At 62.0% G+C, this 21,330-nt stretch carries 20 protein-coding genes; 13 read left to right on the top strand and 7 right to left on the bottom strand.

The window, feature by feature from the left end:
* Positions 1-220: 220 nt before the first annotated feature.
* The 4 genes from JHD73_RS01285 to JHD73_RS01300 all read left to right on the top strand — a co-directional run bounded on the left by JHD73_RS01285 (position 221) and on the right by JHD73_RS01300 (position 3,713).
* Positions 221-883, top strand: a complete 663-nt coding sequence (locus JHD73_RS01285) for a response regulator transcription factor (RefSeq protein WP_199026889.1) — start codon at positions 221-223, stop codon at positions 881-883.
* Entirely contained in the window at positions 880-2,265 is a 1,386-nt protein-coding gene (locus tag JHD73_RS01290) for an ATP-binding protein (protein WP_199026892.1), read from the top strand. The genes JHD73_RS01285 and JHD73_RS01290 overlap by 4 nt, the downstream gene beginning before the upstream one ends.
* Before the next feature lie 101 nt (positions 2,266-2,366).
* Entirely contained in the window at positions 2,367-3,071 is a 705-nt protein-coding gene (locus JHD73_RS01295) for a hypothetical protein (RefSeq protein ID WP_199026894.1), read from the top strand.
* Between the two features lie 42 nt (positions 3,072-3,113).
* Complete coding sequence (locus tag JHD73_RS01300) at positions 3,114-3,713, top strand: GNAT family N-acetyltransferase (protein ID WP_199026897.1); 600 nt, start codon at positions 3,114-3,116, stop codon at positions 3,711-3,713.
* A 150-nt stretch (positions 3,714-3,863) separates the two neighbouring features.
* Here the strand turns inward: JHD73_RS01300 and JHD73_RS01305 are convergent, their stop codons facing one another.
* Positions 3,864-4,751 carry a DUF2242 domain-containing protein gene (locus tag JHD73_RS01305; protein WP_199026899.1) on the bottom strand — a complete coding sequence of 296 codons (888 nt, stop codon included), beginning with the start codon at positions 4,749-4,751 and terminating at the stop codon, positions 3,864-3,866.
* Positions 4,752-4,999: 248 nt separating this feature from the next.
* On the opposite strand from JHD73_RS01305, the gene JHD73_RS01310 reads away from it, so the two are divergent.
* Positions 5,000-5,788, top strand: a complete 789-nt coding sequence (locus JHD73_RS01310) for a hypothetical protein (RefSeq protein ID WP_199026902.1) — start codon at positions 5,000-5,002, stop codon at positions 5,786-5,788.
* Positions 5,789-5,823: 35 nt separating this feature from the next.
* Here the strand turns inward: JHD73_RS01310 and JHD73_RS01315 are convergent, their stop codons facing one another.
* Complete coding sequence (locus JHD73_RS01315) at positions 5,824-6,363, bottom strand: YcxB family protein (RefSeq protein WP_199026904.1); 540 nt, start codon at positions 6,361-6,363, stop codon at positions 5,824-5,826.
* A 192-nt stretch (positions 6,364-6,555) separates the two neighbouring features.
* Here JHD73_RS01315 and JHD73_RS01320 point away from each other — a divergent pair, with 192 nt between their 5' ends.
* The 3 genes from JHD73_RS01320 (at position 6,556) to JHD73_RS01330 (ending at position 10,048) form a co-directional block, all read left to right on the top strand.
* Positions 6,556-7,518, top strand: a complete 963-nt coding sequence (locus JHD73_RS01320; RefSeq protein WP_199026906.1) for a restriction endonuclease — start codon at positions 6,556-6,558, stop codon at positions 7,516-7,518.
* A 161-nt stretch (positions 7,519-7,679) separates the two neighbouring features.
* Positions 7,680-9,365, top strand: a complete 1,686-nt coding sequence (locus JHD73_RS01325) for an ATP-dependent endonuclease (RefSeq protein WP_199026909.1) — start codon at positions 7,680-7,682, stop codon at positions 9,363-9,365.
* A gap of 404 nt (positions 9,366-9,769) precedes the next feature.
* Positions 9,770-10,048, top strand: coding sequence for a hypothetical protein (locus tag JHD73_RS01330; RefSeq protein ID WP_199026911.1), 279 nt, complete (start codon positions 9,770-9,772; stop codon positions 10,046-10,048).
* A gap of 220 nt (positions 10,049-10,268) precedes the next feature.
* Here the strand turns inward: JHD73_RS01330 and JHD73_RS01335 are convergent, their stop codons facing one another.
* From JHD73_RS01335 to JHD73_RS01345, 3 genes are all read right to left on the bottom strand, one after another.
* Positions 10,269-11,033: an SDR family oxidoreductase gene (locus tag JHD73_RS01335; protein WP_199026914.1), complete on the bottom strand. Its 765-nt coding sequence runs from the start codon at positions 11,031-11,033 to the stop codon at positions 10,269-10,271.
* A 548-nt stretch (positions 11,034-11,581) separates the two neighbouring features.
* A complete protein-coding gene (locus JHD73_RS01340) occupies positions 11,582-12,145 on the bottom strand; it encodes a hypothetical protein (protein WP_199026916.1) in 564 nt (187 codons plus the stop codon).
* A gap of 80 nt (positions 12,146-12,225) precedes the next feature.
* Complete coding sequence (locus tag JHD73_RS01345; RefSeq protein WP_199026918.1) at positions 12,226-13,233, bottom strand: serine hydrolase; 1,008 nt, start codon at positions 13,231-13,233, stop codon at positions 12,226-12,228.
* A gap of 333 nt (positions 13,234-13,566) precedes the next feature.
* Here JHD73_RS01345 and JHD73_RS01350 point away from each other — a divergent pair, with 333 nt between their 5' ends.
* A complete protein-coding gene (locus JHD73_RS01350; protein WP_199026921.1) occupies positions 13,567-14,028 on the top strand; it encodes a GFA family protein in 462 nt (153 codons plus the stop codon).
* Positions 14,029-14,038: 10 nt separating this feature from the next.
* On the opposite strand, the gene JHD73_RS01355 is transcribed toward JHD73_RS01350, so the two are convergent.
* The gene (locus JHD73_RS01355; RefSeq protein WP_233176731.1) at positions 14,039-15,442 is read right to left on the bottom strand and encodes a GGDEF domain-containing protein; all 1,404 of its coding nucleotides are present in this window, start codon (positions 15,440-15,442) and stop codon (positions 14,039-14,041) included.
* Between the two features lie 273 nt (positions 15,443-15,715).
* Between JHD73_RS01355 and JHD73_RS01360 the strand changes: the two genes are divergently transcribed.
* The 3 genes from JHD73_RS01360 (at position 15,716) to JHD73_RS01370 (ending at position 18,638) form a co-directional block, all read left to right on the top strand.
* On the top strand, positions 15,716-16,618 hold the full coding sequence (locus JHD73_RS01360) for a DMT family transporter (protein ID WP_233176732.1): 903 nt from the start codon (positions 15,716-15,718) through the stop codon (positions 16,616-16,618).
* Between the two features lie 185 nt (positions 16,619-16,803).
* Complete coding sequence (locus JHD73_RS01365) at positions 16,804-17,655, top strand: amino acid ABC transporter substrate-binding protein (protein ID WP_233176737.1); 852 nt, start codon at positions 16,804-16,806, stop codon at positions 17,653-17,655.
* A complete protein-coding gene (locus tag JHD73_RS01370; RefSeq protein WP_368735488.1) occupies positions 17,652-18,638 on the top strand; it encodes a pyridoxal-phosphate dependent enzyme in 987 nt (328 codons plus the stop codon). The genes JHD73_RS01365 and JHD73_RS01370 overlap by 4 nt, the downstream gene beginning before the upstream one ends.
* A 14-nt stretch (positions 18,639-18,652) precedes the next feature.
* Here the strand turns inward: JHD73_RS01370 and JHD73_RS01375 are convergent, their stop codons facing one another.
* Positions 18,653-20,476 carry an alpha/beta hydrolase gene (locus tag JHD73_RS01375; protein ID WP_199026936.1) on the bottom strand — a complete coding sequence of 608 codons (1,824 nt, stop codon included), beginning with the start codon at positions 20,474-20,476 and terminating at the stop codon, positions 18,653-18,655.
* 170 nt (positions 20,477-20,646) lie between these two features.
* Between JHD73_RS01375 and JHD73_RS01380 the strand changes: the two genes are divergently transcribed.
* Positions 20,647-21,309, top strand: a complete 663-nt coding sequence (locus JHD73_RS01380) for a helix-turn-helix transcriptional regulator (RefSeq protein WP_233176733.1) — start codon at positions 20,647-20,649, stop codon at positions 21,307-21,309.
* The last annotated feature ends 21 nt before the right edge of the window (positions 21,310-21,330 follow it).

Raw genomic sequence — 21,330 nt, forward strand, 5'->3', positions numbered from 1 at the left:
TTCCTTACGGAAGCCCCATACCGGGCGAGTTTTTAAGTTTTCCTTAACGAACCAACTGTTACGCTTTATTACGGGGTGGGCTCTGGACGCCTGATGTGACGGCTTCCAAGGGCGAACAAATCAAAAAATGGGCCAGATCCATACGTGGGCTGGCCAACTCACCGCAATGCAGTGCGCGACAGAGCCGTCGCAACGGCATTCGGTTTTGGGGAGAGGCGCAATGCGATTGCTGGTGGTCGAGGACGATCCGATGATCGGAGAGGACCTCGAAGAGGGGCTGCGCCAAGAAAACTATGCGGTGGATTGGGTGCGTGACGGCGACGCAGCGGCGCTTGCCTTGCGCCAGCAGGTGTATGACCTGTTGCTGCTCGACCTGGGCTTGCCGGGCCGTTCCGGACGCGAAGTCCTAAAGGCCTACCGCGATCAGGGCGGCGACATTCCGGCGCTGATCATCTCCGCACGGGACACGCCCGCCGACCGCGTGATGACGCTGGATGCCGGTGCGGACGACTACCTCATCAAGCCATTCGATTTTGCTGAGCTCATGGCGCGCATACGCGCCTTGCTCCGGCGGCGTTCCGGCCGGCGCTCCGCCACGATTGTGTATGGCGGCCTCAGCCTGAACCCCGGTACGCACGAAGCCCTCTTTTGCGATCAGCCGCTCAATCTGTCCAAGCGCGAATTCGCGCTGCTGCTCGTGCTGATGGACGCGCGCGGCGAAGTCGTGTCGCGTGGGCTTCTGAAAGAGAAGCTCTACGACTGGGATGCCGACATCGAGAGCAATACCGTTGAGGTGTACATCCACGCGCTGCGCCGCAAGCTCGGGCGAGACTTCATCAAGAACGTACGGGGCGTCGGCTACAAGCTGACGCAGACGCCATGAAGACGATTCGCGGGTACCTCCTGGCCTGGCTGATTGGCGGCATGCTGCTCTGCACGTTCATCGCTGGCGTGTTGCTGTACAACGTTGTGCGGGCAGAAAACCGCCAGCTGTTCAACAACCAGCTCAAGCACATCGCAGGGTCGCTGTTGATCCATCTGCCGCCATTGGCCGCTGAGCCCGGCAAACCAGGCACCGACGAAGGCGACACCCCGGACGACGGCATCGTGGTGCAGGTCTGGGACACCAGCGGCAAGCTGATCTACACATCGCGTCCGGCGCTCATCTTTCCGCGCTACCCCGACGACGGACTGAAGACGGTTCCGTTTCGCGGCGAGCGGTGGCGGGTGTACGGCGAGGCCCGCTCGGGGCAGTTCGTTCAGGTGGCGCAACCGATCGGTTTGCGCAAGGCGCTGGGCTTGCGGTTGATCTGGCTGGCCCTGGCACCATTTTTGGTGCTGGTTCCGATGCTGGCGGCCATCATCTGGTTTGCCGTCCACCGCGGCCTGAGCCCGTTGCGTCGCACCGCTGAGTCCATCGAACAACGCGGGCCCAATGCGCTGGAGCCGGTGGAGACGTTCGCACTGCCGCGCGAACTGCGCCCAATGGTCGATGCGCTGAACAGCCTGATGAAGCGCCTGGAGCGCGAGCTGATCTGGCGCCAGGAGTTCACGGCGGAAGTCGCGCACGAACTGCGTTCACCGTTGACCACGTTGAAGTTGCAATTGCAGTTGGCCGAGCGCGTGCAAACCGATGAGCAGCGCGTCAAAGCCTTTGCCAAGCTGCATGCCCGTCTTGACCGGGCGACCCATCTGGTTCTCCAGTTGCTGACCCTGGCGCGTCACGAGCGTGGCTTGCAGGAAGACGACATGCGTCCTGTCGACCTGGCAAAGCTCGCGCACCAAGTGGTGGCCGATTTCGTGCCGCAGGCAGAGAGCAAGGACATTGCGCTGACGTTGGACACAACGGCTGATGTGCCCGCCAACGTTCAAGGGGACGAAGACGGCCTGCGCACGCTGCTCGCCAATGTTGTCGACAACGCCGTGCGCTACACCGCGCCGGGCGGCCGCGTGGAAGTGGCCGCGCTGTGGCAGGACGATGCACCGGCATGGCGTGTTGTGGATACCGGCCCCGGCATTCCGTGGCAGGAGCGCTTGCGCGTGTTCGACCGCTTCTATCGATTGGTCGACGCCACGACGGTTGGCAGCGGTCTGGGCCTTGCCATCGTCAAGAACATTGCCGAGCGCCACCAGGCCACCGTTACGTTGAGCGACAACCCAGCGGGGCATGGTCTTGTTGTCACCGTTGCGTTTTCACCGGTAGACCGGAAGGCCGCCGAGCTTCCGTTTGCAGACACCGCAGCGCGTCGGCACGGTCAGGATTAAGCAAGCGCGTTCTCGGTATCTGCACATGCGGTTGCGGCACTGTCCACATTGGTCACGCCGTCGCGCCGTGTTGCCTCTCTTTCAGTTACGTCGATCAGTCCATGCAAGCCACATCCTCTTCCGCGCCCGTACTGCCCGTGCCGGTGCCGCCCGTTTTGCGGTCGCTGATCGACGAGGCCATCAACGCGATTCTTGAAGACGCAGCGTCGCGCTCGGGGCTTGAGGCCGGGCCCATCGGACGATGCGGCGATTACGCAATCGTTGGCGCGCGGGTGCTGACCTTACTCACTGGGCACAGCTATGTTGCCGTTGCCGGCGGCGAGCTGATCGACTGCGGCAGCGGCCGCTACGTGGTGCTGAACCCTTCCAGGGCGGCGCGGCGCACGGTGCGAAAACTGTCAGAGCTCCGCGAGTACCACTGCTGGATTCAATCGCTGCACGACGACGCGCCCAACCGGCCCCGCCTGGAGATCGTGGACTTTACCGCCAGGCATGACGAACAGGTGGCGAATCTGCGCGGCGTGCCCTTTACCCGAACCGGCGCACCCAGCTACCTGTGGGAGTGGGAGGATGCCCTGGGTGACGTGCCGGATGACGCCCGCGCGCAGATGAACACGACGCGCAAGAAGCTCGGTTGGCTATGGGAAGACGCCAACTGCACCCAGCTGCTGCACAAGTATGAGAAGGACTATGACCCGCTGTTCGGGCGGCTGACCGCACAGACCATCCTGCGCCTGGCCGACAGCTTTCAGACGGCACTGGCCGCACCCAAAACCGCCGCGCTTTCCGACGCCGGTATCGGATAGGCGATCATGTCGTGTCTGCAAGCACACGCCACCTGAAGAACCATGACCACCGCAACGCCCGACAACCCGCAACCCACGCTGGTTGGCGCCAATGTTGAACTGCGCCCCCTGCAGGCAGACCACGCCGCAGCACTCGTTGCCGCTGCTGCCGATGGCGAGCTTTGGAATCTGAAGGTGACGGTGGTGCCAGGCCCAGACACGGTGGGCGGCTACATAGCGACGGCGCTGCAGGGGCGCCAGGCTGGCACCGTCATGCCGTTTGTGATCGTTCGGCGTGACACCAACCAGATCGTCGGCAGCACACGCTTCTGGAAGATCGACCGCGCCAACCGGAAGCTCGAAATCGGGCATACGTGGCTGAGCCAGTCGGCCCAACGCTCGAGCATCAACACCGAGGCCAAGCTGCTGCTTCTGAAGTTTGCGTTTGACGTCATGCAGTGCGTGCGTGTGCAGTTCACCACCGACGAGCTGAACGAGAAATCCCGCGCTGCGATCCTGCGCATCGGCGCCAAGCAAGAGGGCATCGTCCGCCACGAGCGCATCATGCCCGATGGCCGAAAGCGCAACTCGGTGCGCTTCAGCATCATTGATACCGAATGGCCGGAGGTGAAGGCCATGCTGGAAGCGCGGCTTGCGCGATAGCCGCGGTGGCGTAGCCGGCCACTACTCCAGGTAGGGCAGCAACACCAGCGCGCGGCGGCGCTATCGCCCTTCAGCAAGACCGGTTTGACCGACATCCAAGACGTCGTGCCCTTCATCCGCCGTCTGGAGAGCGGCGCCTGTCGAGCCAGCTCAGCTCGCCCCGCCCGTTGAATTGGCAGCCGGCGCGGATGCAGGTGCCGGGGTAGCAGCTGGCACTGTTGCCTCAGGTGCAGACGCCGGCGCGGGTTCAACATGCGGCTTGGCTTCCGGCGCAGGCGGCGTAACTGCCGGTGCAGATGCCGGTGAGGGAGCCGGTGCATGTGTTGCTGCAGGTGCTGCTGCAGCAGGCACAGCCGCCGGCACAGGCGGCGCCGGCGGTGTCGGCACCACGGGTGTCGTCATCTTCATCGGCTCGCCTTGCGCCGTGGGGGCGGGTTCGGGCAGCGGGGCCACGTGTTCCTTCGCAGCCGCCTCGGCCACTTTCACTGCCGCGCGGTCACGGCGCACCGGGTCGATCTTCAGGAAGTGATCCACCAGGTTGAAGTAGCGCTCGTAGAACACGCCGGCCGGAATCGTCTCGCTGGCTACCTTCACCATCGAATCGTCACCCGAGCCGATCGGCAGCGACACCGAGCCCAGGATGCTCAACCCAACGCTGGCCGACGTGCTCGTCTTCTTGAGCGAGTAGCGGTCTTGCACCGCGTTCACATAGGCCGTGCTGGATGTGCCGTCTGCATTGGCATCCGCACACACCACGTGGAACGAGATCACCACATGCGAATCATTGCTCGGCTGGAAATTCTTGCTGCCGTCGATGGTGTCTGCGCGTGGTGATGTCGACACATACCCCTGGCTCAGCAGCGCGCGGCGCGCGGCCTCACACGTGGCATCCGCCTTGGCGTGGAACGTGCGCGAGTACGGGCTGGCCGCCGCGTCAAACTGCTCTTGCTGATAGAGCGGCGTGGGCGCAGAGCTGCATGCCGACAGAAGCGCGGCAACGGCACACGAGGCGGACAACAGGCGGAAGCGGTAGGGCATGGTGTGGGTCAAAAGGGCAAGGCCTGGCGATGTGTTGCAAGCTGCCATCGCAGGTGCGGCGCAAGTTTTGTGCGCGACGCTGGCTGGCGGCCACGTGGGTTTGCGTGGCCGGGCGACATTATAAGTTTGTTGGGTGATGGGGAGCGCTTGCTTGTGACCACGGTCGAGCGTGCCCCCAACGGAATGTGGATATACCGTAGCGCGAGGAGTCGGCACACTGGCTGTGCCTAACCAAACAGGGAGAGCTGATGTCTTTACCGCTTTCAATCGACGAATGGCTTGCGCGGTCCAGCAAATTGAGTCAAGAGCTGCTTCACGAGTACAGGACGGGTGCGGGGAAAAACCGTTGGGACGAGAACATCATCTCAGCAGGATTGCTTGGTCGCCTTGAGGAAATTGGTCAGGACATTACATGGACAGAGCACAAGCAACGTACGGTCTGGGAGGGCTGCAAACTTGCGGGAACGCCGGAAGAGAACTACGGCGACATCGCAGTGCTTGTGACTGTCTGGCTGAAGGAGTATCTCGCCATCGAGGGCGTCGCTTTCTATGAGGCAAAGCGGCAATACTTTGACAACGGGAAACCCACTGGCTTCAAGCAGCTTGGAGCAGCGCAACTTTCCAAAATCTCAAAGGCCACGACAGCGAGTCACGTCTTGCTCTATGACCATGACGGCGCAACGAGTGGAATAACCACCGCAGTGCCTACAGCCTTTGTGCGCGAGCTTCTTGTGGCCCGTGATGCCAAGAAAGTAGCAACGCCACTCTCACAGGAGCTGCACGCCTATGGTCTGCCCTGGATGCAGCGCCTGGGTAACAACCTTCGGGGCTTCGATCTGGATTTTTCTGATCAAGCGGTGAAAGACGTCAAGCAATACGTTGAAGAACATAGCGCCCCAATGGTCCTTCTCAACGCTGCAACAACCTACATTCCTCAGTTGACGCTTGAGCTCAAGCCGTTCATTCCCGGGGGACGTGGCCACGCGGCGCTTCGTGACACAGCCGAGAAGAGCAAATCATTCAAGATCAAAGGGTAGGGCGATCGTAGGTCGGGTTGGTTTTTGTGCGAGCCTTACCCGAGCAGCCGAGGCACAAGATGTTGCCGAAATTGCGCATACTCCTGCGCACCAGAAAAGCAGCGCCTGGGGAATAGGCTGAAGTTATAGTCAGACCGATACAGCAGCACCATCGCCTCATTCTCTTTGGCCTTGGTAATGTCTGCCCAGCGCAGATTCTCCAGATACCCCTCGGCACGGACGGTGACGCCCTGGTCGTCCCACGAGAACTGATACTCGCGCTGCAGGTTCTTCTGCTGGTGATAGATGCGCCGGCCCCGATTTGGAATGAGCAGGTAGCGGACCGCGACGTGGAGCACCGCCACGCCCACCGAGCCCCCCGCCAAGCCAGCCGCGTACGGGCTTCCTGTCGCGACATAGGCCGCGACCCCTAATACAAACGCGGCGGCCAACCACGCAGCCTTTGTGCGGCTCATGGTGTAGTGAAGCCGGTATCCGGCAATCACCTCTTGTTCGGTTGTCTGGAATGGGTGCGGCATGGCGATGTACGAATGAGGTGCCGCATCGTACCCGAGTGCTTTTGCGTCAGTCAGCACCTGCGGCGCTTAGTTTTATTAACGTACCGTCAGAAATCCCCACCGCAGAGGGCTTCTCAACCCCAAAACGTGGGCTATGCTATTTCTCGACAAAATCTGAATCTGATTACCTTATTCGGATTATAAAAAATCGCCTAATCCTAATTATCTAATCAGGCGGTTCTCAAGAAAGAAACCTTCAAGGGTCAGGCAATGGGGCGTAGGAGAAAGAAACAACCCTCCACGAGCGATGTGCTGCTGGCACTGCCGTGGTGGATGCTGGCGATTGGCTCTGCGGCCAGTTACCTGATCTTCCACAACATCCTTCCGACGGCGTTTGCGGCCAATCCGTTTCTGGGCATCGTCGTGACGATGATTCGCGGGCTGGCGTGGGTGCCCGCGCTGCTGCTCGCCTTCTTCGCGGTGCTGTCGTACCTGCGAGAGCGCAGCCAGCAGGCCGATGCCCGGCTTGGCCCCGCGCGCAACGAACCCGCCATGCGGTCCCGACCAGTGAAAGCGCCGTCCCAGTCCGCACGCAGCACGGCGGGTAGCGATGCACCCAACGCAACGCCTGACGCCACCACGCCCCACCAAGCACCCAAGCAGGCAGAAGCCACCGCACCCCAGAGCTGGACCTTGGAGGCCATTAAGTCGCTTGAGTGGAAGCGGTTCGAGCTGCTGTGCGTGCAGTACTACGAGCACATGGGGTTCACGGTGAAGACGGTGCCGCACGGCCCGGACGGCGGCATTGACGCCACCCTATACAAGGCCGGCCTGGACTCGCCCGTGGCGGTGGTCCAGTGCAAGGCGTGGTCCAAGCCCGTGAAGGTGGAGCAGGTGCGGGCGCTGGGCGGCTCCATGCTGGCGCACAAGGTCAAGCGGGGCGTGTTCTGGTCTTTGTCCGGCTATGTCGGGAATCCGGTGCAGGCATTTTCAGATAGCGCAGGTATCCAGTTGTTGGATGGTCCGGCCATTCTTGAGCGCATTCGCGCGCTGGATGCAGAGAAGCAGGCCGCGCTGCTGGTGAAGGTGTTTGAGGGGGATTACCGGACGCCTTCGTGCCCGGCTTGTGGGGTGAAGTTGGTGGCGCGGAATGGGAAGAATGGGGTGTTTTGGGGGTGTACTAATTATTGGAAGGGGTGTCGGTATAGGCTGCGGACAGGAGTAGGGGGATGAGTCGAGGATGGGAGTCGGGGTTTGCGGTGCGAGTGGGGGAGGCTTGTGGGAAGTTGGTGGCGTAAATGGGTAGGCGCTAATACGAGATTGGAGATCTTTTTCTCTTCGGTGATAGGGATTCAAATTTAAATTAATTTGGCCTGGTGGCGAGGGGTTTAATCATGCGTTTAGCTGGATTGCTCGTTCGAAATTACAAGCAGGTCGGTGCCGAAGTGTGTGGTATTCGGATTGATGAGATTGTCGTCCTCGTCGGGAGGAATAACTCAGGGAAGTCGACGATTCTTGATGCATATGAGGTGTTTGCATCAGCCGGGAAGGAGCTGGACGAAAGCCACTTTCATGATGGAGTAATAACAAATCCAATTGAAATTACCGGTGTCTTCAATTCTATTTCCCAAGAGGATGAAGATGTGATCGGTAAAAGGTGGGCGCACGATGATGGGGATTATGGTAGGTGCATAAAAGTTCGTTGGATTTGGTCTGGGCCGGGCGTTAAAGGTCAGAAGCAGTCTTATGATCCTGCCACTGGAAACTTCGAGGATGGTGGCGTCGGCGGATGGGACTCATTGATTCAGAGTCGGATTCCTCAGCCAGTGCGAATTAGGCCGACCGACCCAGTCGATGCGACGCAGACCAAGATCGTTGGAATGCTGAAGGAGTATGTGAAATCTAGCCTTAGGGCGGATGCTGGTAGCACAAAGGCAGCATTTGATCAAATCGAACTTCTGGCAAAAAAGGTTTTTGATGATTCGAGGGCGTCATTCGAGGATATCGCTCAAAGAATTACTGAAAATGTATCCCAAGTATTTCCTGGTACGACAATTGAGGTGGTGCCCCGATCTAAAGATGCCATCGATGAAAAATTAATAGCTGCGGACTCTTATATTCGCATAGGCACTTCCGGGAGTTCGGCAACGCCCTTGTTGCTGCAGGGCACTGGCCTGCAGCGTGCATTGCTTTGGTCTGCGTTATCGGTAATGTCAGAGGCCCCAGCTAAGAAGAAGCCGAAGGCTGTGGGCGATATTCAGCGAATTTTGCTCATTGATGAGCCTGAAGCATTCCTTCACCCTCCTACGGTGAGAAATGCAAGGGAATCCCTCTACGATTTCGCACTAAATAATCCAGAGTGGCAGGTAATCGCCACGACTCATTCGCCAATTTTTATAGATCTATCTAAAGACCATACAACAATTATTCGAGTCGATCCTGCGGTGGGTGAGCAGCATTTTGTTTCTACGGACATTATCTCATTCGATAAAGATGAGAGAGAGAACATAAAGATGGTTCGTTCTTGTAATTCAGTCGTGAATGAGTTCTTTTTTTACGAGAACATTATTCTGGTTGAGGGACCAACGGAGCATCTCGTGGTCAAGCACGTTGCTGAGAAGCTTGGGTTGGAAGTTCATGTTATTGATTGCATGGGAAAGGGCAATATTCCTTTGTTTGCCCGTGTGTTGAATCAATTTAAGATGCCATATATCGTAATTCATGATTCCGATACTCCAAAATTCAAGCGTAAAGACACTATGGTTGCAAGCGGAACATGGACGTTAAATGGAAAAATTCGCGACACGGTGCAGGAGGCGGGGATCGGAAAAATATTTACCCAATTCCCGCATTTTGAGGGGCAGTTTCTTGATGAAGAACTGACCGGGGGGAAGGTCGATCGTGCGCTTGATGTACTGTCAGACCAAGCTACCCCTGAATACAAAGTTATATTCGAAACATACAGTAGCGTACTCAATCGCGACGTTGCGGTATTTACGACAACTGAAGCTGCTTTCGAAGCACGGAAGGCCGCCTATATTGACAGCAAGAAATTGCATGCAGACCCACATTGGGCATAGCGCTTGGTTTTGGTATCGATACCCTGCTAACCGAGCCCAGCTCAACTTGCGCTGCCTTACTAGCGAACGCTAAACTCACTCCCGCTGCGCAAACAATCGCAGCCGAGACTGCAATCTCGATCGTTCCTGTCCGGAAGAAACTCAGGTTTCTACCGCTGTCGTCGTTCGCCCTACGGGCGGGCCCGACAGGGAGGGCTTCGGCCCTGCCGTCATGACAGTAACGTCGGTATTGCAGACCTTGTCGTGTGCCCGCCCACCCTCACCGGTGGGTGGCTCCCCACTCAATCAGCAGAGGGCAAGACAATGGATCAACCGACCCAAGCCGTACCCACCGCACGCGGGCATCGCCCCGCACGTTCTCTTCTCACCCGCATCGCGCAACACCCTCCCTCCGGAGGCGCCCGATGAGCCTTGAAACCAAGCGCGACTATTTGCAAGGCGCCCTGAGCGGCCGAGATTTTCTGCGCCGCACGCAGGCGGGCCTGAAACTGCATCGCCAGTTCGAGCCCAAGACGCTGCGCTGGGAATACCAGCTCCACATCCAAGACAAGCCCGCCGAATATCAGGCCGGGTTTCTGGATGCGATTGGCGCGTACATGCTGACCACGCTGGAGGGCGTGCTGGTCGACCTGTACCGGTGGGAAATCCTGCGCGTGCTGGAACACGCAAATCAGCAGAAATAAAAGAACAGCAGTAAAGGCGACCCCGAGACGGGCGGGGTAGCAAGCGCAATCTCGCGCGCGCCAAGAATCGGTGCGGCCGATAACCGATAACCGATCGCCGATAGCCCGACGTACCCCCGGCCCTTCACAGTGCGGCCCAGCTGGCTTGCCAGGCCGATGCGTTTACGTTGACGCGGCTGAATGCGCTTCCGGGCTGTTTCAAGCGGCCCAAGCCCGAACATCAGGCGCGGTTGATCGATACCCCTCCGTCAACCAGCAGCGCTCCGCCGGTCATGAATGAAGAGGCGCTGGAAGCCATGTAGAGAACCGACTGCGCAAGTTCTTCCGGCGTTGCAATGCGCTTGAGCGCATGCAGCCCCGCCACATGGGCCATTGCTTCGGGCGACGCACTCATGGTGCGCCCCATCGGGGTGTCGACTCCACCGGGGAGGATTGCGTTGACGCGAATGGCCTTGGGCCCAAACTCCGCGGCAAGTGACTGGGTCAACCCGATCAATCCTGACTTGCTGGCAGCGTAGGCTGCCACGCCAGGAAAGCCGACGGTGTACCCAACAAAAGTCGAAGTGAAGATCAGGCTTCCGGCGCCACGAAGCATCATCGCCGGGATCTGATGCTTGGCGCCGAGGAACGCGCTTGTGAGATTGGTGGCAATCGTCTCGCTCCAACCCGTCTCGGATATTTCTGGCGTGGGCCCCATTTCACCAAGCGTGCCCGCGTTGTTGAACGCAATGTCCAGACCGCCAAAGCGGTCAACGGCCGTCTGAACAAGGGTCTGCGCATATGTCTCATCTCTGACATCGCCCGCGACATATGTCGCCGTTCCGCCATGTGCGGTGATGTCGTCCACAAGGCTTTCCAGCTCAGCCTTGCGACGGGCGGCAACTACTACCGCCGCGCCCTCGCGTGCGAAAAGCAATGCCGTCGCGCGTCCAATTCCGGAACTGGCACCGGTGATGATGGCGACCTTGTTTGCAAGCACGTTCATTGTCGTTTCTCATGTTCGGATTGATCAGCGGCCAGTCTGATCGCACCTCGACGCGCGGGCATTCCGTTTCTTGCTATTGAATTTGGGCAGGAATCTTCATGGCTAGCGGCTGGCCAAGATTGGCACGTGGTCTTGATGCCCGCCGCTGTTCCGGCGCGGCCGGCCATCTTGTGGAGCGCAGAGGCCCGACCGTCGAGCAAAAAGCTTCAAGCGCCGAGCTCCAACACGCAAGCGCGGAGCAAAAAGACGCGACTGCTGAGCTCAAAGCGCCAGGCACCGAGTTCGGAGCCTTGATGTGTCCGCGCGAAAAACCTCAACCGCTGGGCGTTGAGCCCGGAGCGCAGAGCAAAAAGCGCCGAACGCCGAGATAAAAGGTCGAACGTCGGAGCGCAGAGCCCCAAAGTTTGAGCGAAAAAGAGTCGAACGCCGGGTTCAGAACCCCAAACGCCACGTTCCGCACACCGTTGGTGTGTCGTGAAGCACGGCATGCGTCGCCAAACAGCCGAAGGTGCGCGGTCAATGCGTCGCGTGCCCCACGCAACACCCGGTCAACCCCGGTACTTGCCGACAAAGTGCTCGCACTTGCCAACGCGCCTCAGGTTGGCCGCCCATTGGTACAGCGCTTCGACAAGGCCTTTGTTCACCGTCACTGGCTGATCATCCACGCGGCCAAGCAGGGCGGCTTGGTCTGGGTAGGGCTTCTCAAGCAGGAGCCGAATCTGGCCGCCGCCACTCAACGTCAGATAGATCGCTTCCCGTGGCTCGAACTGCGGCGAGAACGTGGCGTGGCGCAAGCCAGCGCCGTCCACGGCCTCTGCAAGCTTGGCAATGAGCGCCGTGTCTTCGGTGGTGTATTCGCAGCCAGCCTGCTTCAGGCGGTCTTCGTCCATGGTCCTGAGCGGTAACAGGGCGGGGTCGGTCAGGTACAGCGTGGCGGCCGTCGCCTTGTGCATCCGCGTGCTCAGGCCGTCGAGCGCCCAGTAGTCGTGGTTGGCGTTGGCCTTGATAACGGGCTCCGTGCTGGCCAGCTCCGTTGTGGCTTGCGCGAATGCCGCCTGGCTCATGGCGCAAGCGCAAGCGCAGGCCAAGGCCAGAGAGATGATTGTGCGCATCAAGTTTCGCCCCCTCGAAACATGCAATGTTGTTGTGCCGTGGATCTTAGACTGGCGACGTGGCCGATTTGGTTACGGACTCACAACTTCCCGATCTGCAACCACTGCACGGAGGGGTGTTCTCCGGGCACCGTCTCCGGAAGCACGGTATGCGCCAGTCGCAAACCGCGTGCGGAATTGGCAAGCCACACCACCGCATCCCGAGTCGTGCGGTTGCCGACCACGTAAGCGCGAAACCCAGGGCCGTGCCCCCAATGGAAGAAGCACTGCTGCGCGGGCTCTAATCCCCAGCCCAGGCCCCACGCAACGTTTGGGTCGGGCGGGTTGGTGCCTGACAAGTCCTCCGCGTTGTCACCCTGGCGCACCTGCACCGCGGGCGCAAACCACTGCGCGTAAGAACGGCTGGAGAGTCCCTCCGCATGCAGCACAGCGCGGACAAAGCGCAGGTAGTCCGATGCGGTGGTCAGAAGCGACCACGATGCCTGCGCCGCTTCCACGCGGCGCTTGGGCACGGGTTCGCCCTCCCACTCGTGCCCTTGGGCGTGATTGGCGGCAAAGCGGTCTTGCCATTCCAGGCTTGAGTGCGCCATGCCAAGCGGCGCGAAAACCCGCTCACGGGCAAGCGTCTCCAGCGGGCGCCCTGTTACAGCCTGCATCGCACGCTGCAGCCAGGCGAATGCGCTGCTGCCATAGCTGAACCGCTCACCCGGCGCGAAGTAGGTCTGCAAAGGCGCGGCTTCCCGCACGATGTTGGGCAGTCCGCTGGTGTGCGTCAGCACGTGCCGGCTCGTGATGCGGTGGGCGCGGGGGTCGTTGGGCACGTATTCGCCGCAGAGGTCCAGCAGCGGTATGTCCAGGTGCAGCAACCCTTCGTCAACCAGCTGCAGGGCAATGAAGGAGACCAGTGGCTTGGTAAGTGAGGCGGCCTCGAACACCGTCTGCGCGTCGACTGGGCTTGGGTCGTGCGCGCCTCGAATCCCGAAGCAACGTTCCGTGATGACGTTGCCCGATCGCAGGGTTGCGATTGACACGCCGGGGATGCTGCTGGCAGCCGTCGTTGCTTCGAGCCATGCGTCCAGGGTGGTCATTGCTGAGCCGGGGTTCGTGGGGGTAGTGCCGCAACCCCCCTGGCAGCAAAGCCGGCTGCTTGCAGGTGTGCAAAGCCAGACCACGCGCCTTCCGACCCGTGCAGCACCAGCACATGGGGCACGCGAGTATTCCCAGGGGGCTCATAGAGGCGGCCAAGGCCGGGGAGGTCCACGATCATGAACGGCTGCGTCGCCATGCGATGGCCGGCGTTGTTGGGCGGTGGCAAGTGGGCCTCCCTATCTCTATCTATTGGATTGAAGGAATCGTGACCGATACGCTCGCGCGATTCTGCTGCCAGCCTGTGTCGATGTCACGCCCCACGTGAGGCCAACATGCACCCACCCTATCCAGGCAGTTGCCTGTGCGGCAACGTCAAGTACCAGCTCATTGCCGATCCGCTCACGTTCTACGTCTGCCACTGCACGATGTGCCAGCGCCGCACCGGCGGCGCGGCGCTCCCCGTGATGTGGGTCCGGCGCTCGGATCTGGAGATTCTGGAGGGCCACGCAACGCTCGCCGAGTTCGACCTCGGCAACGGCCACACCCGGCGCGCCCGCATCTGCCCGCGTTGCGACACGCGCCTATGGGCCGAGCCGCTGGATAAACCGCATATCGCCCTGCTCAGGCCCGGCACGCTGGCGCATCAGCAAGCCTTCGCGCCCATCGCGCACGTGTACACGCGCAGCAAGCAGCCGTGGTTTCTCATCCCGCCCGGTGTGGCGCAGTTTGAGACGTATCCGGCAGAGCAGGAGGAGTTGGTGCGGTTGTGGCGGGTGGAGAGGGGGGAGGCTTGATGCTGTCCAGCTACACCGCCACCACCCCCCGCCCCAACTGCGCAGGCACCGGCACCACAACCACCCGGTTGCCTCCATCCGCCTTGGCCATCTGCAGCGCGCTCTCGGCCACCTTGGTGAACGCTTGCGGCGCCACGCCTTCCTGCGCCCATCCGCTCGCCACACCCACGCTCACGGTCACGTGGTCTGCCACGCTGGAGCTTGCGTGCGGTATGGCCAGCGCGGCCACGGCGTCGCACAGGCGCTGCGCAATCTTGGCTGCCGTGGCCATGTCGATGTTCGGCAGCAGCACGGCAAACGCATCGCCGTTGTAGCGGGTGACCACGTTGCTGTCGCGCTGCATCTGTTTGGTCAGGCATTGCGCAACGGCGGTCAGGCACTGGTCGCCCAGGATCGGGCCGTAGCACTCGTTGTAGTCTTTGAAGACGTCGATATCGACAGCCAGCAATGACAGCGGTGCCTCCCAATGCGCACCGTGCCGCCAGGCTTCGTTCATGGCAGTCTCAAAGGCCCGGCGGTTGGGGATACCGGTCATCGGGTCGGTGGCGGCCAGGCGTTTGAGTTCTGCGCGGGCGGCAGCCAGGCGCGAGTGCAGGACGCTGTTTTCGATCAGCAGCAGCAAGAGGACAAAGCTTGCGCCCAGTAGCCCGAATGCGCGCCCGACATAGAAGCCGAGGTCGTAGCGCCCGGCGTTGAACACGGCGCTGAGGGCGACATCGCAAATCCAGACGCACAGCACCACCAGCAGCCAGATGTCGAGGGTCAGGTGTGGCTTGCTACGCCACAGCACGATCAGGGCCACCATGCAGCACAGCCACGTTGTGCCGGCCACCACGGTTTGAGCGGGTCCATAACGATTGCCCACCATAAAGGCCGGTAGCAGATGTTCGCCCGCCGTGGCCAACGCCACGCATGCGGCGGATGCCCCCAGCACAGCAGCCACGACGAGCAACACTGTGCCGCGCGCGAGCGGGGCTTCGATAAACCGGTCGGGCTCCCGGTCTTCACGCACCTTCAGCACGGCATACACCATCACGAACAACGGAAAGCCCGCATGCCAGAACATGTAGATCCAGGCGGTGCTTTGCGGCCCCGCGCCCAGCAGCCCGTCGTGCGAAAACAGCCCGGGGAACGACAGCAGGTGCCCGATGGCAGTGGTTGCCGTGAATAGATAGCCGCTGGCCAGCGCCAGCATGGCGCGTGAACGTGTGATGGCAAATTGCCCGAACAGCAGGGCGGCCGTAATCAGGTCATTGAGAATGAGTGCTGATTCGTACGTGGGGATGAACGAGGGGAGCGGTGCCAATTGCACCTTGGCAAATGGCAATGCCGAGATGAGGACCACCAGTGACAGCAACGCCACCGCCTGTGCCGCCAGATAGGTCCTGCGCCCCGGAGACAGGCTCAGCAACAAGCCCGGCTGCACTTCAAGATGTCCCGATCTCAAAATGGCCCCCTTGTAGCGGTGACTGCGTCACTCGTCTTATTGCATCGCGCGGCTGTTGTCGTGCGGGGTGTCTGTGTCCGCCAAAGGCCTTGCGTGCCATCGATGCCTACCCATCGTTGATAGTCACGAGGGGGGCCGATGTCAAAGCCCAATGATGCGCACCCGCCCAGCGCACGCGGCGGGGGTAAGATGCGTCGCACCCGCGCCACACATGCCCAGCCCGCCCCGGAGTCGCCCATCTTGAGCCGCGCCCAACACCCTCTGCAGGGGATTGCTTTTCTGATTGCAGCGGTCGCGTTCTTTGCCGCGTTTGACACGCTCACTAAATATGTCAGCACCACCGTGCCGGTGGCCATGGCGCTCTGGTTCCGCTACCTGTTCCAAATGGTCACGACAGGCGTGACGCTGTTGCCCAGCCGCGGGCGCGCATTGTTGTGTACACGCCGGCCATGGCTGCAGGTGCTGCGCGGGGTGCTGTTGCTGTCGGTCAGCCTGTTTGCGTTTTTGAGCCTGCGGCAGATGCCGGTGGGCGAGGTGACGGCCATCGTGATGCTGACGCCGCTGGTGATTACCCTGGTGGCGGCCATGCTGCTGGGCGAGCAGGTCTCCGCCATGCGCTGGGTGTTCATGGCGGGTGGGTTTCTCGGCGCGATGATGGTGCTCCGGCCCGGCGGCGGCACCTTTGGCTGGAGCCTGCTGCTGCCCCTGGGGTTGGTGGCTGCCAATGCCGCCTTCCAGATTGTCACCAGCCGGTTGGCCAACGTGGATGAGGCAGGCACCACCCACTTCTATACGGGCGCCGTCGGTACGCTGTTCCTGACCTTTGCGCTGCCCTTCGGCTGGCAGGCGCTGGAGTGGACGTGGTGGCTGCTGCTGATCCTGATGGGCGTTGTCAGCTCGGCAGGCCATGCCTTGCTCATCCTGGCGTACACCCGCGCGCCGGTGGCAATGCTCACGCCTTACCTGTACATGCAGATCGGCTTTGCCATGATTGGCGGCTGGCTGGTCTTCTCGCACGTGCCGGATGGCTGGTCGGTGGCAGGCATTCTGGCCATTGCGATGTGCGGGGCGGCGGGCACATGGGTGGCGGCACGCGAGCGGCGCATGGCGATGGTGCTGTCGCCATCCGCGTCGCGCGGCTAGTGACCGCGCATATGCGAATGACGCATATGCACATGCACGGTCACGGGATGCCCATATAGCCAATTGATTGTTCGCGCCCACGGGGCACGTGACTATCCTTGCCGCTTTCGTCAAGGATCACCATGTTGTCTCACGCATTGCCGATCGTTCCGCGCGCGCTTGCCGCGCTGCTATTGCCCCTGTCGATGGCGGTGGCCACACCGGCACTGGCCCAGAGCCCGACGCCCGTTCTCGACCAGATCCGCCAGTCCGGCACCATCACCCTGGGTTACCGCGAAGGCGCGGTGCCGTTTTCGTTTTCTGACGCCAAGGGCCAGCCTGCCGGCTATGCGGTGGACCTGTGCCTGCGCGTGGCCGAAGCGGCGCAGCGCCGCCTCAATCTGCCGGAACTGAAAGTACGCTGGTTGCCGCTGACCGCGCAGAGCCGCGTGCCGGCAGTGGTCAATGGCCTGGTCGCCATTGATTGCGCGCCCAACACCATTACGGCCGAGCGCAAGAAGCAGGTGGATTTCAGCCTGGCGTACTACGTTTCGGCAGTGCGCATGCTGGTGCGTACGGATTCGGGCATCCAGTCGTTTGACGACATGCGCGGCAAGACCGTGGTGACCAGCGCCGGCTCCACCAGCGATCGCCACGTGCGTCGTCTCAAGGATCAGTACGGCTATCGCGAGGTCTACGCCAAGGACCACGTTGAATCGTTCCTGATGCTCGACACGGGGCGTGCGCAGGCGTTCGTGCTCGACGATGTGGTGCTCTACGGCCTGCGCGCGAACGCAAAGACGCCGGCGCAGTACGAGGTGGTCGGCCCCACGCTGTCGGTGGAGCGGAACGCGCTGATGCTGTCCAGGGCCGATGCGCAATGGAAGGCACTGGTCGACCAGACGCTGGCCGCGCTGTTCGCGGGCCTGGACGTGCTTGCACTGCAGAAGCGCTGGTTCCAGCAGCCGATTGGTGCGCGCGGCATTGTTCTGGGTCTGACGCCGTCGCCGGAGGTGCTGGCGGCCTGGAAGCATCCGTCGGACGAGGCCGTTGAGTGACCACGATTGCCGCAACAGCCTCCGTGTTGCCGGATTGGAGCGATGTGCAGGCCGCCAGCGCACGCCTGGCTGGCCATGCGCTGCGCACCCCGGTGCTGCGCTCCCCCGAGATGGATGCCTGGGTCGGGGCGCAGGTCTACTTCAAGTGCGAGAACCTGCAGCGCACCGGGGCGTTCAAGTTTCGTGGCGCGTTCAACGCGCTGGCGCGCTTTGATGCCGGGCAGCGCAAGCGTGGTGCGGTGGCGTTTTCAGGTGGCAACCATGCGCTGGGCATGGCCCTGGCCGGGCAGATTCTCGGCATTCCGGTCACCGTGGTCATGCCGCAAGATGCCCAGGCCAGCAAGGTGGATGCAGCACGGCGTTGCGGCGCACACATCGTTTTCTACGACCGGCGGACCGATGATCGCGAAGCCATCACGCGCGAATTGTCAGAAGCGCATGGTCTGACGCTCATTCCGCCCTATGACCATGCGGACGTCATTGCTGGCCAGGCAACCGTCACGCGCGAGCTGATCGAAGAGGTCGGGCCGCTGGATGCCATCTTTGCCAGCCAGGGCGGTGGTGGGCTGCTTGGCGGCGCAACGCTGGTGACCGCAGCGCTGGCGCCGGGCTGCAAGGTGTATGGGGCGGAACCGGTTACGGGCAACCACGGCCGGCAGTCATTGCAAGCCGGCCGCATCGTGCATATCGGCCCGCCAGAGACGATTGCGGACGGTGCGCGCGCACAGCATCTGGGCGCGCTGACGTTTGCGCTGTTGCAGCGCGGTGTGACAGAGATCGTTTCGGTGGAAGACGCGATGCTGGTGGCGTGCATGCGCCGCTTTGCGCAGGCCATGAAGCTGGTGGTGGAGCCGACAGCCTGCCTTGGCCTGGCCGCCGCACGCTACGGCGGATTGCCCATCAAGGGGGCGCGCATCGGCGTGATCGTGACGGGCGGCAACATTGATTTGCCGCGTTACCTCGGTCTGCTGCAGGAAACTTAGGCACTGCAGCTACGTCAGGCGATGCAGGACAGCCGCTCCCGCATGGTGTGCAGGATGTTCCGCCAATGTGAGTAGATCAAGAAGTGGCCGCCATCCTCCACTTCGTGCAGCTGTGCCCCCGGAATGCGCCGGACCAGCGCGCGTGCTGCGTTGATGGACACGTGCCAATCCAGTGCGCCGTGAAAGAACTCAACCGGCATCGCAAAGCGGTGGCCGTCGACCTGCCAGCCATGCACGTTCAGTAGCGTCTCGACCACGAAGTGCTGGCCGCCGTGTTTGACGCCGGCCAGCAGCTCCTGCGCGTAGTTCTCGCGAAACGCGGCTTGCCGAAAGACTTGCTGGTCCACTTCCGGCATGGCTTTCAGGATGGATTCGATATAGCGGTAGACATCCTTGCGAATGCTGCGCACCACCACATGCAGCAGCGGCGGCAGCAGGTTCGGCATGTAGCGCGCCACCATGAGCGCCATGCGAAAGTGCGCAGAGTAGGCCTTGATGTCGTCCACGCGTTCGATTGGGGGCGTGGCCGCCACAATGAACATGGCGCTCACGCGTTCAGGCATCGCCTGTGCGGTGGCAAATGCGTAGGGCATGCCGGCGGAGTACCCCAGCACGGCAAAGCGATCAAGCTTGAGGTGATTGGCCAGCGCCCGTACGTCAGCCGGCCAGTCGGCCACCTTGCGCCCGGGCATCGGGTCGGAGTCGCCGGTGCCCGGGCGCTCGGGAATGATGAGGCGGATCGATGCCTCCCGCAGCAACGCATCGTCCGGATGCCGCAAGTGCCGCGAGCAAGACAAGCCGTGCATCTGGATCACGGGCAGCCCATCCGGGTCCCCGCTGTCTGACCACGCCAGCGCGCGGCCATCGGGCAGGACCATGCGGCCGTCTCCTGCAGAGGTGCGGGGCGCGGGTGTGGCGTGTTTGCCCAGCGGCAAGCGGTTGGGTTGGCCGCCGCCCTGGTCGAGCCACAGCGGTGTTGACCAGATCGCCTGCACCAACTCCGGCTGGCGGCGTACACCCACCTTGGCAAAGATGGCCTTCAGCTGCGTCTTTGCGGTGTTGGTGGTGGTGCCCAGATCCTGCGCGGATTCCTCCAGCGTCAGCCCGCGCACCAGCCGCTGGGCAAGCCGCGCTTCTGCGGCGGTCAGGCCGAACAGTTCGCGCAGGCCGCCCTCCGGCACCAGCGGCACATCGGCGCTTGCCACCCACAGCATCGCCAGCGGGGTGGTCTCGTTGGTCGGCTGCAGCTTGCTCACGAGTACAGACAGCGGCCCAGCAGCCTGCTCCAGGCGGAACGCCGTGCGGGTGCCTGGGTGCGCAGTGGCCGAGGTCACTTCGCGCAGCGCATCTTCCAGCAGTTTTCTTGGGCGGGATTCCATGCGCCCGGCAACGAGCACCAGACCGTCGTTGTTGTCCAGGATCAGCCGCAGCGCGCGGTTCATGCTGACCACGGCGCCGGTGTTTTCCACCAGCGCCACACCCACCGGCAGGCGGTCCAATACGGAGTCACTGATCTGGCGATGCGTTTCTGCGTCGGCCTGGGTCTGGCGCATGTCCCACGCGCGCACGAAATGCGGCGCGAGCAGTTGGAACACCTGCTGTTCCGCCGCGCTGGCAGTGCTTGGCAGCGGGCTGCTGGTGTCGCCAAACCAGCTGGCGACGATGGCGTCGGTCTCTGCGGTCGAGACCAGCCGTGCGTCCTGCGCGCCGGCCTGCATCAGGAAGTCGGCCATGGCCTGCAGCAGGCTGGGCCATAGGTCGTCGTCGCTGGCGGCGCCGTAGATCAGGCCAATGAGCCTGGAGAGCGTTTCCGCCGGAATGTCCACTGTCTCGCGCATCGGCGCCTCCTGCGTGGCATGACCTGAACCGAGCAATACCGGGGCCGATCATGACACGGCCCAGGCAGGCAACGCATACCCCGAACGGGTGATGCATCTCGATCGCGCACCATCCACCATGAGCCTCGACGGAATGCACAGGAATGCACGACTGGGTCTGGGGAGGCCACATGACGGATCTGCTGAGGGGCGGTGCCACGCCCAGCTCTCACGCGCTGCCGCGCAGTGGTTGGCCAATGCCCGCGGCGTGGGGCGATTCGCCCGTCACGCACATGCTCCGTCTGCTGGAAGACGCGTTTTCTGCGATGGATGAGGCGGTGCTGCTGTTGTCGGAAGGCGGCGCGGTCGTGCATGCATCCGCATTGGCCAGGGCACTGCTCGACAACCGGTGTGGCCTGCGGGTTCGGCACGACAGGCTCTGGCACCCGAGCCAATCCGTGCTGGATCACCTGGCCAAGGTGATGGCGAGCACCTTGCACACCGGATGTCGCGCAAAGATGACGGTTTCGCTTGCCTGGGGCGAGACCCTGAGCCTGGACATGGCCCCCGCCAATCCGCAACTGTTTCCGTCGGACGCGGCGCTCGTGTTCGTGCGGATGCGCCGCAACAGCGCGCGCAAGCAGGCCGATGCCGACAACCTGATCACCGCGTTCCAGATCACGAAAACCGAGGCGAAGGTGCTGGCAGGGCTGGTGGCGGGGCTGGCACCCTCAGAATTTGCTGCGCAGAACGGCGTGTCGGAGCACACCGTGCGATCACACATCACCAGCATGAAGGGGAAGATGCACTGCAACCGGATCGTGGATCTGGTGAAGCTGGCGGTGCTGGCGTAGCGCAGAGGTTGGCCGGTGTGC

It is taken from the genome of Ralstonia sp. ASV6 (genome assembly GCF_016429285.1).
Classification (GTDB): domain Bacteria; phylum Pseudomonadota; class Gammaproteobacteria; order Burkholderiales; family Burkholderiaceae; genus Ralstonia; species Ralstonia flaminis.

Excerpts from the sequence above, each read along its gene's own strand:
- JHD73_RS01285 (WP_199026889.1), top strand. The coding sequence starts at position 221 with ATGCGATTGCTGGTGGTCGAGGACGATCCGATGATCGGAGAGGACCTC.
- JHD73_RS01290 (WP_199026892.1), top strand. The coding sequence starts at position 880 with ATGAAGACGATTCGCGGGTACCTCCTGGCCTGGCTGATTGGCGGCATG.
- JHD73_RS01295 (WP_199026894.1), top strand. The coding sequence starts at position 2,367 with ATGCAAGCCACATCCTCTTCCGCGCCCGTACTGCCCGTGCCGGTGCCG.
- JHD73_RS01300 (WP_199026897.1), top strand. The coding sequence starts at position 3,114 with ATGACCACCGCAACGCCCGACAACCCGCAACCCACGCTGGTTGGCGCC.
- JHD73_RS01305 (WP_199026899.1), bottom strand. The coding sequence starts at position 4,751 with ATGCCCTACCGCTTCCGCCTGTTGTCCGCCTCGTGTGCCGTTGCCGCG.
- JHD73_RS01310 (WP_199026902.1), top strand. The coding sequence starts at position 5,000 with ATGTCTTTACCGCTTTCAATCGACGAATGGCTTGCGCGGTCCAGCAAA.
- JHD73_RS01320 (WP_199026906.1), top strand. The coding sequence starts at position 6,556 with ATGGGGCGTAGGAGAAAGAAACAACCCTCCACGAGCGATGTGCTGCTG.
- JHD73_RS01325 (WP_199026909.1), top strand. The coding sequence starts at position 7,680 with ATGCGTTTAGCTGGATTGCTCGTTCGAAATTACAAGCAGGTCGGTGCC.
- JHD73_RS01330 (WP_199026911.1), top strand. The coding sequence starts at position 9,770 with ATGAGCCTTGAAACCAAGCGCGACTATTTGCAAGGCGCCCTGAGCGGC.
- JHD73_RS01335 (WP_199026914.1), bottom strand. The coding sequence starts at position 11,033 with ATGAACGTGCTTGCAAACAAGGTCGCCATCATCACCGGTGCCAGTTCC.
- JHD73_RS01340 (WP_199026916.1), bottom strand. The coding sequence starts at position 12,145 with ATGCGCACAATCATCTCTCTGGCCTTGGCCTGCGCTTGCGCTTGCGCC.
- JHD73_RS01345 (WP_199026918.1), bottom strand. The coding sequence starts at position 13,233 with ATGACCACCCTGGACGCATGGCTCGAAGCAACGACGGCTGCCAGCAGC.
- JHD73_RS01350 (WP_199026921.1), top strand. The coding sequence starts at position 13,567 with ATGCACCCACCCTATCCAGGCAGTTGCCTGTGCGGCAACGTCAAGTAC.
- JHD73_RS01365 (WP_233176737.1), top strand. The coding sequence starts at position 16,804 with ATGGCGGTGGCCACACCGGCACTGGCCCAGAGCCCGACGCCCGTTCTC.
- JHD73_RS01375 (WP_199026936.1), bottom strand. The coding sequence starts at position 20,476 with ATGCGCGAGACAGTGGACATTCCGGCGGAAACGCTCTCCAGGCTCATT.
- JHD73_RS01380 (WP_233176733.1), top strand. The coding sequence starts at position 20,647 with ATGACGGATCTGCTGAGGGGCGGTGCCACGCCCAGCTCTCACGCGCTG.